We start from the raw sequence: 13,689 nt of genomic DNA, 5'->3' as shown, positions 1-13,689 counted from the left end.
ATGCGGAGAGTCTGCGCGGACTTCGGATGCGAGCTGCGGGAGTTCAACGGCGAGGACGATCATGTGCACCTGCTCGTCGGCTTCCCCGCCACCGTACAGCTGTCGAAGTTGGTGAATTCGCTCAAAGGCGTGTCATCGCGGCACGTGCGGCGCGATCACGCGGAGCACCTTTCCCGGTACCTGTGGGGCGGGCATTTATGGTCCCGCTCGTATTACTGCGGGACTGCGGGCGGCGCGCCGTTGTCGGTGATTGCCGAGTACGTGAGGTCTCAACGTGGCCCTGAGTGACGGTGATTCACCTCCACCGTGAACGATGGAGCACTCTCACCGAGATCGGTAGATCGGCGAAGGCCTCTGATGCCGGTGGTCCTGCCAACACCAGGCCGCTTTGATGCAGGATGCTGCGGCCCAGTCCATACCAGAACATCCCGTCGGCTACCGGACGGTCCGCAGGTTGAAGGCTCTGCCGGAAGGCCATGGCCGGCCCGTCGTTCAACTCGAGCTCGAAGCCCGGTTTCGCGGTGCCCGACTGCGCCGTAGCCGCGGTGTAGACCACCAGTTCCAACCCCCGGGTCGGACACGGCAGGGCTCTGTGCCGCAATCGAGCGATCAGCTCCCGTTTGACGGCCTCGCTCAGTGGGTCGCGGCAGAGCAGGGCGATGTCGATGTCGCTGCGGCCAGGTTGGAAGGCGTTCAGGGCCAGCGAACCGGCAGCGTACGCCCCGACGAACTCTGTGCCGAGCACCTCCCGGGCAACCTCCAGCACGGCTTCGAGGTATGGCTCCACATCGAGGTCCGGCACCACTCCATCATCCCCGACCTCGCACTCCATTCGACCCGTCCCATGAAAATGCCCGCCTTGGTGCCCTACCTGCAACACGGCTTTGTCTCATAACCAATAGTTTTGCGAGACTGCGAGGGTCTGTCGGGGTCGAGGAATGAGTGAACTGATGGGTCCGGTGATGCGGACGTGGTAACCATGGCGCTGACCATCACACTCGCCGAGAGCGACCGCGCCGAACTCGAGCGGCAGGTTCGCGCCGGGCCACACCCAGAACGTGGTGCTGCGGGCGCCTGTCGTCTTGCTCGCCGCCGACGGCGCCTCGAACGCGGCGAGCGCCGTCGAACTCGGGATCTGTGTCGACACCGCCCGTAAGTGGCGGGCCCGGGTTCGCCGCGAAAAGACTCGAGGGTCTTCTCGATGCACCGCGGTCGGGTCGGCCCCCGGTGTACACACCGGCCGATCGTGCCCGGGTCACCGCGTGGCGTGTTCGTTGCCGGTCGAGCGCGATGTGTCGCTCTCACGCTGGAGCACCGGCGAGTTGGCCTGTCAGTTGCTCACCGACGGAGTGGCGGTGTCGGTATCGCCGGCGCGCCGGTGGCTCGCCGACGATGCCCTCAAACCGTGGCAACACCGGTCCTGGATCTTCATGCGCGATCACGACTTCGAAGTCACAGTGGCCCAGGTGTTGGACCTGTACGCCCGTACCTACCAGGGCCGGAAATTACGGGCGGACAAGTACGTGATCTCCGCGGATGAAAAGAACCTCGATCCAGGCTCGCGACCGCTGCCACAGCACCATCCCCACTGGCCTTGGGAAGACGATGTGCGTCAACCACGACTACCGGCGAGGTGGCGCGTTGGGGTATCTCGCCGCGTACGACGTGCACCGGGCGACGGTGTTCGGCCGGTGCGAGTCCTCCACCGGCATCGATCCGTTCACCCGCCTGGTCGATCGAGTGATGAGCGTCGAGCTGTATGCCTCGTCGGCACGGGTGTTCTGGATTGTCGCCAACGGGTCCTCGCACTGCGGACAGGCCGCGATCGACCGATTGACGCGGCGGTATCCGAACGCGGTGATGGTGCACACCCCGGCACACGCGTCCTGGCTCGATCAGGTAGGGATCGACTTCTCGATCGTGCAGCGGAAAGTGCTCACTCCCAATGATTTTCCCAACCTTGCGGCGGTCGAGCGACGCCTGGCGGTGTTCGAGGATCGCTATCACGCCACTGCCGCACCGTTCAACTGGCGCTACACCGCAACCGACCTACGCCGACATCTGGCACATCTCGACGAGGACGAGACCACCTTGCCTGCTCAGCTGGCGGCATGACCCAGGACGCACTTACGAGGAGGGCCACTTGGCCTGAGAAGCCCGCTCCCGGTGCCCAGCTACGGTTCACCGACCGCGATGGCATGCGGATCACCGCGTTCGTGACCAATAGCAACCAGCGGGGATCAGTTCAGACAAGACGAAAGGACGAAACCTCTTCTGGGGCAGTGGAACCCTGGCCGCACCGCTGGCAGCGGGCGATGTCCGGGCGCCATAGGCCGATCTCAGGTCTGAAAACCGCTATCCGAAACCGTTCAGGCCAGCACCGACCCCTCATGAAATTTTTGAGGTTAGTGGGGCGAGACCCACATTGTGATGTCAGCGTGCACGACGACAGTGCCTTGGGGATTGCTGATATCGACCGACACGATGACCTCTCGGGCCTCGTCGTGGGCGAGCTCATCGAGGTCCTCGACGGTGGCGACTGCCGTGAGGGTGCCCTGCGCTTTCTTCAGATATGAGACCTGCATGCCTTTGGGGATCCAGCGGTGGGTGTCCGGGAGGGACATGTCGATCGTGGTGCCACCGGCCAGTTCGGCGAGGTTGCAGCAGGCGATGGCGTGGACTGTGCCGAGGTGGTTGTGCACACTCCAGCGGTCAGCCATGCGGACTTCGCCCCGGCCTTTCTCGAGGGAGACGAACGTGGGTCGAATGGTGCGGAAATAGGGGGCCTTGATGCTGAGGGCGATGCCGAAGAGTCGCTTGCCCAGCGGGCGCTCGTGAAGCGCTCCGTAGGCCTTCTTGATGGGTGATGCGGTCATGGGACTGTCTCCTCATTGATCGTGTGTTTGGGCGACAACCCGCAGGGCGGGACGGATCAGTCGGAAGACTCGGGTGGAGGTTCGGCGGCGATGCCCCGTACTGCACGTTCGAGTGCATGGTGAGCGACCGGATCGGCGAGCCGCTTTGACCCGCAACAGCAGGGCGCCTGGGAGGGTGACGACGCAGTAGCGCACGGTTGTCACGGCTGCGGTGTCTCGTCGCTCCCACAGTGCGGAGGCGAGTTCCACCAGCAAGGGGCCGAGCTCCCGCTGCCGCCGCCCCGTGGTCATCGCGTCGATAGCGGTGCGCGGCGTGTTCTACGCCCCTGTTGCCGAGCTCAGCTCGGCAGGTTGTGTCCTGGGGACAGGGTTTTCCGCGCGAGTTGTCGGCGTATGCGGGCTGGGGTGCGTCGGGCGATCTCGGTAATCCCGGTGGTACGGCGCGGGCGTGGAACCAGCTCACCTGAGCAGTTGGGGCAGGCTTTGAGGCCAGAGTGGCAACCTGGGCAGTAGGTGCACTCGTAGGAGCAGATCCAGGCGCTCGCGTCTCCCGCCAAGGGCGCCCGGCACAGTTCGCAGCGCGACTTCATTGCAAGCATCGGTCATCCCACCTTGTAGTTGACCAGCGCCTTGGCGACAGGGGTGCCGGAGGTGGTGACGATGTCGACCTCGCAGGAGGTCAAAGTTGCACCGCGGCGCAGTGGCCGCCCGTGCGCCAGGAGGTCTTGGGCGTTGGCTGGTGCAAGGAACTCCATGGCCAGTGACGTTGTCACACCACGGAGCTGCTCGGGCAGTTCGGTGCCGCACCAAGCTGCCGTCATGGCAGTGATGTCGGCAAGGGCAGCCAATGCGCCCCCGTGCACCATGTCGTCGACGGTGACCAGCTCTGGGCGCCAGGGCAGGCGCAGGGTCACCTCTTCGGCCTCGAGGCACTCCACCTCGACGCCGAGGAGTCCGACGAACGGCGAGTTCGGCAGGAAGTGGCGCATGAGCTCGGTGCCGTCGCTGGCGAGTTCACGGATCTGCTCTCTATTCACCGTCACAGTGAATCCGACATTCAGTGTGTATGCCAAGGGTAGTCTTGCAGTGTGATTACGTGGAGACAGCAGCAGGCGCAGGCGACCCGGGGTCGTCTGCTGGACGAGGCCGCCCGGCTTTTCGCTGACGAGGGCTTCGCCTCGGTGACCACCACCTCGCTCGCAGAGGCGGCCGGCATGACCCGGGGTGCGCTTTACCACCACTTCGCCAATCTGCAGGAGGTCATGGAGGCGGTCTTCGAGCGAGCGGAGACCCAGCTGGTCGAGGGCATCGCCTCGACGCTGTCCTGCTTGACGGACCCGGTGGACCGACTCCTCGCGATCGGGCCGACCGTTCTCGACCAACTCGAGCAGAATTCGACCGTGCAGCGGATCGTGTTCTCGGAGGCTCCTGTTGCACTCGGATGGGCCCGGTGGCGCATGCTCGACGGCGGTCGCTCGGTGGGCATGATCGCCGCGATCCTCACCGAGCTGCGCGACCTTGGGGCCTTGGCTGAAGCGGTGGACCCCGAGCTTTCGGCGCAGCTGGTGCTGGGGGCGATTAACGAAGCCGGGATGCGGGTGGCCGCGACCGAAGGCCGGGACCGGGCCGCCCTGGCCAAACAGGTGACACTTCTTTGTCGGGGCCTGCTCACCGACCCCAGTTGACTGGCATTGTCGGCCGGCGGCCGCTGTCAATGTGCGCCGTCGCCAGCTGGTTCCGTGGGTCCGCTACGAGCTTGCGGCCCGGGCGAGCGCGGCGGCGACGCTTTTCCGGTTCACGCTGAGCTTCCGCGGTACCTCATCGCGCGTCTGGGCTGGCGAGCGCTAATGCAATCCGTTGAAATGCGTCTGTTTGGTGTTTCGGAAGGAGGCCACGGACGCCACTGCGGTCGCCGCGGCGATTCAACAGATGACCGGCGAGCAGAATCCGTCTCCGCTCCTCCTGACCTCGATCTTTCGTGCGGGTGACGCGCCGGCCTGAGCAGTTCGGACTGGGTGTGGAAACCGCGAATCCGGCGTGCATCCACGGGCAACTACCCGACTCGGTCGGATGACGCCGGGGTCCACAGCCCCGAGTTGAGCGCCTTTTCGTCTCGATGAAGAAGATACGTGCAGGTCACGCGGGCGCAGGTAGCGCCGCGAGCCGGTTCTGGTCGAAACCGTGCAACGGGAGGTTCTGCAGCCCGGTGTTTTCGCTGTCCGGATCCGGTCCTCCCACCGAACTCGACGGCGGTGGCGCAGTTCCAGGTCGGGTAGTTGCCCGCGGCGGGTGTTGGTCACGAACGCGGTCAGGCGCAGCCCGTCACGGTCGGTGAACCGCAACTGCGCACCCGGATGCGGGCGCTCCCTCCTCACGATGATCCGCATGCCCTTCGGCCACGACGACAAGTCGAGCAGGTCGGTGATCTCGGTGACCCACGCGCCGTCGCGGACCTGCCCATCGGCGTCGTAGGCCGGAGTCCACGCATACTCAGGAACCAGATCGATCGCCTCGGCATGGGCGTCGGTCAACCCGAACCCCACCGAATATGAGAGCCTGCCCTTGGTCAGATACTCGATCAGGTCGTGGGTGCGGGCGGTGGTGCGGGCACGGGCGATCGCGGCGAGTGCGGTGTCGGCGTCGGTGGCCAACACGCTGATCAGGCGGGAGACAGTGGGGTCGAAGGCCACAGCGCGGAGGATCTCCGGGTGGGCGCGTAGTTGTGTGATGTCGGCGAGGCAGTCTCCGCCGATGGCCAGTGCTGTCGCGAGATCGAGCACGATCTTTCCGGGATCGTGGTGGGCCAGAGGCTTTCGGTACAGTGCGAGTTCGGTCGTCAACGCTGCAGCGAGACCGGTTTTCTCTGCGGTGCGGAGCAGTAGGACCGCGCCGGCGTGTGACACGATGCCGGTTCCGGTGGCCGATGCGGACAGTTGTTCCCTCCGCGTCCTCAGAGAAGTAGTTTCTTGAGTGAATGCAGGTGGGCGCGTGTGAGAGAGGCTGCCGTCAGGGCATCACGCGAGTCGATCGCGTTGTAGATGCGTTCGTGTGTGGCGTGGTCGGCGTCGTCTCCATGAGTGCCTCGGAGACGGAGCATGTCGACCATCGCCTGACGGCTGCGCGGCGCGAAGTGAGTGAACAGTTCGAGCAGGATCGCGCTGTGCGCTGCCAGCAGGATGCCGCGATGAAAAGCGAAGTCGGTGTCGACGTGCTCTTCTATGTCCACTCGATGCTTCGCGCGGTCGACCAATGCCCGGCGCAGGTTCTCGAGTTCCGAGGGAGTGCGGCGTTCGGCCGCCAGAGCAGAAGCCTCGACCTCGATCGCGATGCGAGCCTCGATGACGGCGACGATGTCGGCGCGATGCAGCACGGCATCCCAGTTCTCCGGAATATCGAGGGCGGTGACGAACACCCCTGCCCCTTGACGCGAAGCGAGTACCCCTTGACCGGCGAGTTGCCGGATCGCCTCGCGCACGGTCGAGCGGCCGACTCCGAGCTGAGGGGCGAGCGTGGTCTCCCCGGGCAACTTGTCCCCCACGTTCCACTCGCCGTCTCTGATTCGCGACAAGAGCAGGTCAGCGGCCTGTTCGGCAAGTGACTCACGACGGACGAGTGACATGCCGCCATTCTCCCATGCCGGGCTCGACACCCTTCAACTCCTCAGCTTGTCTGAGGAGTTGAAGGGTGTCGCCGCATGCTCATCCTCGGATTCCTTCTTCTTCGCCGCCACGGCGGGGTGTAGCCCGACCGGCTCCCGTCGTGGAGCCCGAACGCGCCGGTCGACACTTCACGACCCGCAGAAGGAACCACGAACATGACCGTCTTCCCCAGCATCAACACTCCCGCCGGACGGGTACCCGCCGATGCTCCGTCCTGGAATCGGCAGACGCACTCACAGATGCCCTCACACCGTTACCGTGATGTGTACTCACGCGTGGAAGTTCCACTCACAGAGCGTCACTGGCCGTCCAAGCGCTTGACCACAGCCCCGCTGTGGGTACCGGTCGATCTGCGCGACGGCAATCAGGCGCTGGCGGAGCCGATGGATCCCGCCCGCAAGCGCCGATTGTTCGAGCTGATGGTCGCGATGGGTTACAAGGAGATCGAGGTCGGCTATCCGTCGGCCTCGCAAACCGACTACGACTTCGTCCGCCTCATCGCCGAGACCGACATCGCACCCGACGACGTCACGATCGTCGTGTTCACTCCGGCCCGCCGCGACCTCATCGAGCGCACTGTCGAGTCGGTCCGAGGCGTCCGCAATGACGTTGTCATCCACATGTACACCGCGACCGCACCGACGTGGCGCGATGTCGTACTCGGGCACGACCGCACGGCGCTCACCGAATTGATCGTGTCCGGAGGCCGGGATGTGCTCGAATTCGCCGGCGACCTCGCGAATGTGCGTTTCGAGTTCTCACCCGAGGTTTTCAACCTCACCGAGCCCGACTTCGCCCTCGAGGTCTGCGATGCGATGACGAAGCTGTGGGATGCTTCGCCGCAGCGTCCGGTCATCCTCAATCTGCCGGCGACCGTCGAGATCGCAACGCCGAACGTGTATGCCGATCAGATCGAATACATGCACAAGAACCTCGATCGTCGCGATGCGGTGATCCTGTCCGTGCACCCACACAACGACCGCGGTACCGGTGTCGCGTGTGCCGAACTCGCCGTCCTGGCCGGAGCGCAGCGCGTCGAAGGCTGCATTTTCGGCAACGGGGAGCGCACAGGCAATGTCGATATCGCCACCCTCGCTCTGAACCTGCATGCGCAGGGCATCGATCCGATGATCGACTTCTCCGACATCGACGAGATCCGCCGCACCGTCGAGCACGCCAACCGCATCGAGATCCATCCCAGGCATCCGTATGTCGGCGACCTCGTGCACACCGCCTTCAGCGGCACCCACCAAGACGCGATCAAGAAGGGTTTCGCCGAGCACCATGCCCGCGCGGCCGCCGAGGGCCGTCGAGGCAGCGAGACCGAGTGGCGCGTGCCCTACTTGCCCATCGACCCCGCCGACCTCGGCCGCAGCTACGATGCCGTCATCCGGGTGAACTCGCAGTCCGGCAAAGGCGGTATCGCCTACCTGCTGGAGGCCGAGTACGGCATCGAACTGCCCCGGCGTCTGCAGATCGACTTCGCCCGCCACATACAGAAGCACACCGACGCCACTGGCAGCGAAGTCACCGCATCACAACTGTGGGACATCTTCGAGACCGAGTACATCTTCACACCCGGCGACAAGCCCGCCATCGAACTGACGGGCTTCCATACCACCGAGGAGACCACGACTCTCACACTGCGCGTGAACAACTCCGAGCACACCAGCTCGCATCACGGCGTCGGCCCGGTGGAGGCCGTCACCGAAGCACTCGCTCGTGTCGGGATCTCGCTGGACGTCCTCGCCCTGCATCAGACCAACATCGGCTCCGGCAATGACAGCGACGCGCTCACCCTGATCGAGTACCGCAGGGACACAGTCACGCGGTGGGCTGCCGGCAAGAGCCGATCCGTGCTGACCGCCACCCTCGGGTCCCTCATCGGCGCTGCGAACACCGACCCGAGAGCAGCTCTCACACAGTGATCAGACTTCGGCGGTCATCGACTGTGTCACTATCGATTTGGCCCACCGGTAGTCGGCCTTGCCTGCGGGGGAGCGGACGATCTCCGGCATCACGACGACATGCCGGGGGACCTTGTATCCGGCGATGACGGTTCGGCAGTGTTCGGCGAGTTCCTCCTGCGTCGGCTCGTGCGCACCCTCGCGTAGCTGCACGACCACCGAAACCGTCTCACCCAGACGGGGATCAGGTACGCCGGTGACGAGTGCGTCCTCCACCGCGGGATGACCTTTGACGGCCTCCTCGACCTCTTCGGCGTAGATCTTCTCGCCGCCACTGTTGATGCAGGCCGAGCCGCGTCCGAGCACGATGATCGAGCCGTCCGCCTCGACCGTGGCGAGGTCGCCGAGCAGCGACATGCGGGTGCCGTCCACCACAGGGAAGGTCGCGGCAGTCTTCTCCGGGTCGTTGAAGTAGCCCACCGGAACGTGCCCGACCCGCGCGAGGTAACCGATGGTGTCGGAACCGGGTTCGACCGTCGAGTAGTCGGTGTCGACGACACGCACCTTCGGGGATGCGGCCAGCCGCTGCTTGCCGTCCTCACCGGGGGTGAGGGGGCCGTTGGCCCCCGATTCGGACGAGCCGAACGAGTTGAGCAACATGACGTTGGGCAGCAGTTCCTTCAATCGGTCGCGCACGCTGATCGACCAGAGGGCACCGCCCGAGCCGATGACGAACAGCGAGCTGAGGTCGAAGTCGTCGCGGCGCTCGGCGAGGACGTCGGCGATGGGCCTGCTGATCGCGTCTCCTACGACCATGAGCACAGCTGCCTTGTGTTCGTCGACCTGTCGCAGTGCTTCCACGGGTTCGAAGTTCCGCATGATCACCTGAGGGAAGCCCATGAACAGCCCCATGAACACGGCGTACATGGCGGCGCCGTGCATCAGGGGAGCGGTGACGACATACGTCAACGGATGCTCGTTGGCGGCGGCCGCGGCGGCAAGTGACTCGGGGCTGCTGTGCGGGTCGCCGTAAGCATTACCTCCGCCGAGCGCCGCGAAGTAGAAGTCCTCGTGCCGCCACATCACCCCCTTGGGCATGCCGGTGGTGCCGCCCGTGTAGAGGATGTAGAGGTCGTCGTCGCTACGAGGGGCGAAGTCGCGCTCGTCGGAGGCGTTCGCGACGGCGTCGCCGTACCGCACGACGGTGACCTCGGCGAGCGCGGCTGCATCGTCGAGCGCCGGCGTGGGAGCGTCGCCGACGACCACGATGTGTCGCAGATGCGGGCACTCGGGCAGGACCTCGGCGACGAGGTCGGTGAGGTCTGCGTCAACGATGAGCGCGACGAGTTCGGCGTTGTTGTAGAGATACTCGAGTTCGGCGCCCACGTATCGGAAGTTGATGTTGATGGGGACGGCTCGGATCTTCATGGCGCCGAGCATCGTGTCGAGGTATTCGAGGCTGTTGCGCATGTGCAGTCCGACGTGGTCGCCGGGTTCGACCCCCGCTGCAGCGAGGTGATGCCCGATCCGGTTGGCGGCGGCATCGTATTGCGCGTAGGTGTGCGATCGGTCGCCGCAGACGAGGGCCGTGCGATCGGGAATTGCGTCGACCACCGCTTCGGTGAGGTCGGCCAGATTCAGAGACATGGTGCTGTTCCTTCCGATCGGTCCCGCGACGACGCCCATCACACCCCTGCCCGAAATGTGCTTTACGCCACTCTGGAGAAAAGTAGAACACATATCAGTTTGGCCTACAACAGAGGCTTCCGACCAGCGGAAACAAAACAACGGTCGGCCGGCAGATGCCGGCCGACCGTTGTCGGTGGAGCTGGGTGAAGACGCCGCGTCAGGACACGCGTTCGAAGATTGCTGCGAGACCTTGCCCGCCGCCGATGCACATGGTCTCGAGGGCGTAGCGGCCCTCGCGACGGTGCAGTTCACGCGCGAGGGTGGCAAGCATGCGGCCACCGGTCGCGCCGACGGGGTGGCCGAGCGAGATACCGGAACCGTGGATGTTGGTGCGCTCGAAGTCTGCGGCACCGAACTTCCACTCGCGGGTCACGGCAAGCGCCTGCGCGGCGAATGCCTCGTTGAGCTCGATCACGTCGACATCCGCGAGGCCGATACCGGCCTTGGCGAGGGCGATCTCGGTCGCGGGCACCGGACCGATACCCATGATCTTCGGCGCAACACCGGCCACACCCCACGACACGACGCGCACGAGCGGGGTCAGGCCCAGCTCGGCAGCCTTCTCCGGGGTCGTGACGATCGCCATCGACGCTGCGTCGTTCTGGCCGCTGGCGTTACCTGCGGTGACGGTGGCATCGGGATCCTGCTTGCCCATGATCGGGCGCAACGCTGCGAGGGACTCCACCGTGGTGTCGGCACGCGGGTGCTCGTCGGTGTCGATGACCGTGTCGCCCTTACGCGAGCTGACCGTGACGGGGATGATCTCCTCGGCGAGGATGCCTGCCTGCTGAGCGGCCACCGCGCGCCGGTGCGATTCGGCGGCGAGCTCGTCCTGTTCCTGACGGCTGATGCCGTACTCGGCGCGCAGGTTCTCGGCGGTCTCGATCATGCCGCCGGGCACCGGGTAATGCTTGCCGCCGGCGGTCGAGCGGGCACGGGCGAGACCGTCGTGCATCTGGACGCCGGTTCGGGCGCCGCCCCAGCGGATGTCGGTCGAGTAGAACGCGGCGTTGCTCATCGACTCGGCACCACCGGCGACGACGAGTTCGTTGTCGCCGTTGCCGACCTGCAGCGCGGCCTGGATGACGGCCTGCAGACCGGAGCCGCAGCGACGGTCGATGTGCATGCCCGGCACGGTGACCGGAAGACCGGCGTCGAGCGCGACGACACGACCGATGGCCGGGGCCTCGCTGTTGCCGTTGCAGTGACCGAGGATGACGTCGCCGACCTCGTCGGGCGACACACCCGTGCGCTCGAGCAGACCCTTCAGTGCCGCAACACCGAGATCGACGGCGGTGAGGGACTTGAACATTCCGCCGTAGCGGCCGATGGGGGTACGGACCGGCTCGCAGATGACAACTTCGCGCATGATGACCTTTCGAGAAGAGAACGTGACGGCAGAAACCGTCACATGAAGCGGCCGCCGGTGACCTCGAGGACGGTGCCGGTCATGTACGACGACATGTCGGATGCGAGGAACAATGCCACGGAAGCGATTTCGTCTACCTCGCCGGGGCGCCCCATCGGGATCTCGGCCATCTTCTGGTCCCACGCCTTCTGGGGCATGGCCTCGGTCATCGCCGAACGGATCAGGCCGGGCTGGATCGCGTTGACACGCACGCCGTGGTGCGCCATCTCCTTCGCGGCGGCCTTGCTCAGGCCGATGATGCCGGCCTTCGCGGCGGAGTAGTTGGTCTGGCCGACCATGCCGACCTTGCCGGACAGCGACGAGATGTTGACGATCGAGCCGCGCTTGGCCTCACGCATGATCGCCGCGGCCTTGCGGGTGCCGTGCCAGGTGCCCTTGAGGTGCACGTCGATGACGAGGTCGAAGTCCTCTTCGGTCATGGTGCGCATCGTGGCGTCGCGCGTGATGCCCGCGTTGTTGACCACGACATCGAGGGAACCGAAACCGTCGACCGCCTCGGCCAGGAGGGTGTCCCAGTCGCCGGCTTCGACCACGTTGGCCTTGACCGCGCGAGCGACGTCGTGTCCGCCGAGCTTCTCCGCCGCCGCGGTGGCGGCGTCGAGATCGAGGTCGCCGATGACGACGCGGGCGCCGGCAGCAACGAAGTTCTGGGCGATCGCGAAGCCGATACCCTGGGCGCCACCCGTGATCACGGCAGTACGGTTCTCCAACAGCGACATCTGGAATCCTTTCGAGGGGACCTGAGCTGTCCCCGAAATGGGTCGATGCCTTCGAATATATCCAGGAGACGGGGCAGATTACCCTTCTGAATCCATCGAGACTGCCTATACGGGGATGGCGCCATTCGTATTGGACACAGTCCGATGCGGCCTCGAAAGTGGTAGTCATGACACTTGCGACTCCGACCCCCGAGGTCGACGAAGACGACTTCCGCGAGATCCTCGCCCAGACCCGCGCATTCGTGCGCAACGTCGTGGTCCCCCGCGAGCAGGAGATCGCCGACACCAACGCGATTCCCGACGACATCCGCCAGGCAGCCAAGGACATGGGCCTGTTCGGGTACGCCATCCCGCAGGCGTGGGGCGGTCTCGGCCTGAATCTCCAGCAGGACGCCGAACTCGCGATGGAACTCGGCTACACGACCCTGTCGCTGCGGTCGATGTTCGGTACCAACAACGGCATCGCAGGTCAGGTCCTCGTCAACTTCGGCACCGACGAGCAGAAGCAGCAGTGGCTCGAGGGCATCGCCTCCGGCGACGTCGTCGCGTCGTTCGCGCTCACCGAGCCCGGCGCCGGCTCCAACCCGTCGGGCCTGCGCACCAAGGCCGTCCGCGACGGCGACGACTGGGTGATCACCGGCGAGAAGCGTTTCATCACCAACGCCCCACTCGCGAACCTGTTCGTCGTGTTCGCCCGCACCCGCCCGGCCGACGAGAACGGCACCGGCATCGCGGTGTTCCTCGTCCCCGCCGATACCGACGGCGTGCAGGTAGCAGGCAAGGACGCCAAGATGGGCCAGGAAGGCGCCTGGACCGCGGACGTGCACTTCAACGAGGTGCGCGTGTCGAACGCGGCGCTCGTCGGCGGCAGCGAGGACGTCGGCTACAAGGCCGCGATGGTCTCCCTTGCCCGCGGCCGCGTGCACATTGCCGCGCTGTCCGTAGGCCAGGCGCAGCGTGCCCTCGACGAGTCGGTCGAATACGCCGCCACCGCCACGCAGGGCGGAAACCCGATCGGCAACTTCCAGCTCGTGCAGGCGATGATCGCCGACCAGCAGACCGGTGTCATGGCCGGACGCGCCCTGGTGCGCGACGCCGCGCGCGCATGGGTCGAGGAAACCGACCGTCGTATCGCCCCGTCGGTCGCGAAGCTGTACTGCACCGAAATGGTCGGTAAGGTCGCCGATCTCGCGGTGCAGATCCACGGCGGCACCGGCTACATGCGCGAGGTCCCGGTCGAGCGCATCTACCGCGACGTGCGTCTGCTGCGTCTGTACGAGGGCACCAGCGAGATCCAGCGCCTGATCATCGGCGGCGGACTCGTCAAGCAGGCACAGCGCTCGTCGTAACCGCTTCGCGTAAAGGCAGCCACATCCCGTCGACGGGGTGTGGCTGCCTTTTTCGTGTGCG

The 13,689-nt window shown here is 65.5% G+C and carries 13 protein-coding genes and 2 pseudogenes; 6 read left to right on the top strand and 9 right to left on the bottom strand.

All coding sequences use genetic code 11. From position 1 onward, the window contains the following. Positions 1-288: IS200/IS605 family transposase (gene tnpA, locus ACFWB0_RS12595; RefSeq protein WP_378490770.1), on the top strand; the 288-nt coding region annotated here is incomplete at its 5' end. A 7-nt stretch (positions 289-295) separates the two neighbouring features. On the opposite strand, the gene ACFWB0_RS12590 is transcribed toward tnpA, so the two are convergent. Next, the gene (locus ACFWB0_RS12590) at positions 296-802 is read right to left on the bottom strand and encodes a hypothetical protein (RefSeq protein WP_378490769.1); all 507 of its coding nucleotides are present in this window, start codon (positions 800-802) and stop codon (positions 296-298) included. 256 nt (positions 803-1,058) lie between these two features. Here ACFWB0_RS12590 and ACFWB0_RS12585 point away from each other — a divergent pair. Next, positions 1,059-1,121: pseudogene (locus tag ACFWB0_RS12585) on the top strand (hypothetical protein); the annotation flags it as partial. Positions 1,122-1,536: 415 nt separating this feature from the next. After that, entirely contained in the window at positions 1,537-2,115 is a 579-nt protein-coding gene (locus ACFWB0_RS12580; protein ID WP_378490768.1) for a transposase, read from the top strand. Positions 2,116-2,405: 290 nt separating this feature from the next. Here ACFWB0_RS12580 and ACFWB0_RS12575 read toward each other — a convergent pair whose 3' ends face one another. The 3 genes from ACFWB0_RS12575 to ACFWB0_RS12565 all read right to left on the bottom strand — a co-directional run bounded on the left by ACFWB0_RS12575 (position 2,406) and on the right by ACFWB0_RS12565 (position 3,865). After that, a complete protein-coding gene (locus tag ACFWB0_RS12575; RefSeq protein ID WP_378490767.1) occupies positions 2,406-2,876 on the bottom strand; it encodes a hotdog fold domain-containing protein in 471 nt (156 codons plus the stop codon). A gap of 338 nt (positions 2,877-3,214) precedes the next feature. Further along, positions 3,215-3,466 carry a DUF1272 domain-containing protein gene (locus ACFWB0_RS12570; protein WP_378490776.1) on the bottom strand — a complete coding sequence of 84 codons (252 nt, stop codon included), beginning with the start codon at positions 3,464-3,466 and terminating at the stop codon, positions 3,215-3,217. Between the two features lie 12 nt (positions 3,467-3,478). Then, a complete protein-coding gene (locus tag ACFWB0_RS12565) occupies positions 3,479-3,865 on the bottom strand; it encodes a PaaI family thioesterase (protein WP_378490775.1) in 387 nt (128 codons plus the stop codon). A gap of 99 nt (positions 3,866-3,964) precedes the next feature. On the opposite strand from ACFWB0_RS12565, the gene ACFWB0_RS12560 reads away from it, so the two are divergent. Next, complete coding sequence (locus ACFWB0_RS12560; protein WP_378490766.1) at positions 3,965-4,561, top strand: TetR family transcriptional regulator; 597 nt, start codon at positions 3,965-3,967, stop codon at positions 4,559-4,561. A 475-nt stretch (positions 4,562-5,036) separates the two neighbouring features. Here ACFWB0_RS12560 and ACFWB0_RS12555 read toward each other — a convergent pair. Beyond that, a pseudogene (locus ACFWB0_RS12555) lies at positions 5,037-5,830 on the bottom strand (transposase); the annotation flags it as partial. Then, positions 5,827-6,495 carry a FadR/GntR family transcriptional regulator gene (locus ACFWB0_RS12550; protein ID WP_378490774.1) on the bottom strand — a complete coding sequence of 223 codons (669 nt, stop codon included), beginning with the start codon at positions 6,493-6,495 and terminating at the stop codon, positions 5,827-5,829. The gene ACFWB0_RS12550 and the pseudogene ACFWB0_RS12555, both read right to left, overlap by 4 nt. Before the next feature lie 195 nt (positions 6,496-6,690). On the opposite strand from ACFWB0_RS12550, the gene ACFWB0_RS12545 reads away from it, so the two are divergent. Continuing rightward, a complete protein-coding gene (locus ACFWB0_RS12545) occupies positions 6,691-8,463 on the top strand; it encodes a 2-isopropylmalate synthase (RefSeq protein ID WP_378490765.1) in 1,773 nt (590 codons plus the stop codon). Here the strand turns inward: ACFWB0_RS12545 and ACFWB0_RS12540 are convergent, their stop codons facing one another. The 3 genes from ACFWB0_RS12540 to fabG form a co-directional block, all read right to left on the bottom strand. After that, the gene (locus ACFWB0_RS12540; protein WP_378490764.1) at positions 8,464-10,089 is read right to left on the bottom strand and encodes an acyl-CoA synthetase; all 1,626 of its coding nucleotides are present in this window, start codon (positions 10,087-10,089) and stop codon (positions 8,464-8,466) included. It abuts the gene before it with no gap. Between the two features lie 199 nt (positions 10,090-10,288). Then, complete coding sequence (locus tag ACFWB0_RS12535; RefSeq protein WP_378490763.1) at positions 10,289-11,500, bottom strand: acetyl-CoA C-acetyltransferase; 1,212 nt, start codon at positions 11,498-11,500, stop codon at positions 10,289-10,291. 38 nt (positions 11,501-11,538) lie between these two features. Beyond that, positions 11,539-12,279 (bottom strand): 3-oxoacyl-ACP reductase FabG, encoded by a 741-nt coding sequence (gene fabG / locus ACFWB0_RS12530; protein WP_378490762.1) that lies wholly within the window; start codon positions 12,277-12,279, stop codon positions 11,539-11,541. Between the two features lie 167 nt (positions 12,280-12,446). On the opposite strand from fabG, the gene ACFWB0_RS12525 reads away from it, so the two are divergent. Beyond that, positions 12,447-13,628: an acyl-CoA dehydrogenase family protein gene (locus ACFWB0_RS12525; RefSeq protein WP_378490761.1), complete on the top strand. Its 1,182-nt coding sequence runs from the start codon at positions 12,447-12,449 to the stop codon at positions 13,626-13,628. The last annotated feature ends 61 nt before the right edge of the window (positions 13,629-13,689 follow it).

Origin of the sequence: Rhodococcus sp. NPDC060086, assembly GCF_042730275.1 — a bacterium.
Taxonomy (GTDB): Bacteria; Actinomycetota; Actinomycetes; order Mycobacteriales; family Mycobacteriaceae; genus Rhodococcus.
Note: the sequence above shows the minus strand (reverse complement) of the source record. Positions and strands in the feature narration are given on the sequence as shown.

Bases quoted from the DNA above. Each gene is read 5' to 3' on its own strand.
- ACFWB0_RS12540 (WP_378490764.1), bottom strand. From the start codon at position 10,089: ATGTCTCTGAATCTGGCCGACCTCACCGAAGCGGTGGTCGACGCAATT.
- fabG (WP_378490762.1), bottom strand. From the start codon at position 12,279: ATGTCGCTGTTGGAGAACCGTACTGCCGTGATCACGGGTGGCGCCCAG.
- ACFWB0_RS12525 (WP_378490761.1), top strand. From the start codon at position 12,447: ATGACACTTGCGACTCCGACCCCCGAGGTCGACGAAGACGACTTCCGC.
- ACFWB0_RS12575 (WP_378490767.1), bottom strand. From the start codon at position 2,876: ATGACCGCATCACCCATCAAGAAGGCCTACGGAGCGCTTCACGAGCGC.
- ACFWB0_RS12580 (WP_378490768.1), top strand. From the start codon at position 1,537: ATGAAAAGAACCTCGATCCAGGCTCGCGACCGCTGCCACAGCACCATC.
- ACFWB0_RS12545 (WP_378490765.1), top strand. From the start codon at position 6,691: ATGACCGTCTTCCCCAGCATCAACACTCCCGCCGGACGGGTACCCGCC.
- ACFWB0_RS12570 (WP_378490776.1), bottom strand. From the start codon at position 3,466: ATGAAGTCGCGCTGCGAACTGTGCCGGGCGCCCTTGGCGGGAGACGCG.
- ACFWB0_RS12535 (WP_378490763.1), bottom strand. From the start codon at position 11,500: ATGCGCGAAGTTGTCATCTGCGAGCCGGTCCGTACCCCCATCGGCCGC.
- ACFWB0_RS12565 (WP_378490775.1), bottom strand. From the start codon at position 3,865: ATGCGCCACTTCCTGCCGAACTCGCCGTTCGTCGGACTCCTCGGCGTC.
- ACFWB0_RS12550 (WP_378490774.1), bottom strand. From the start codon at position 6,495: ATGTCACTCGTCCGTCGTGAGTCACTTGCCGAACAGGCCGCTGACCTG.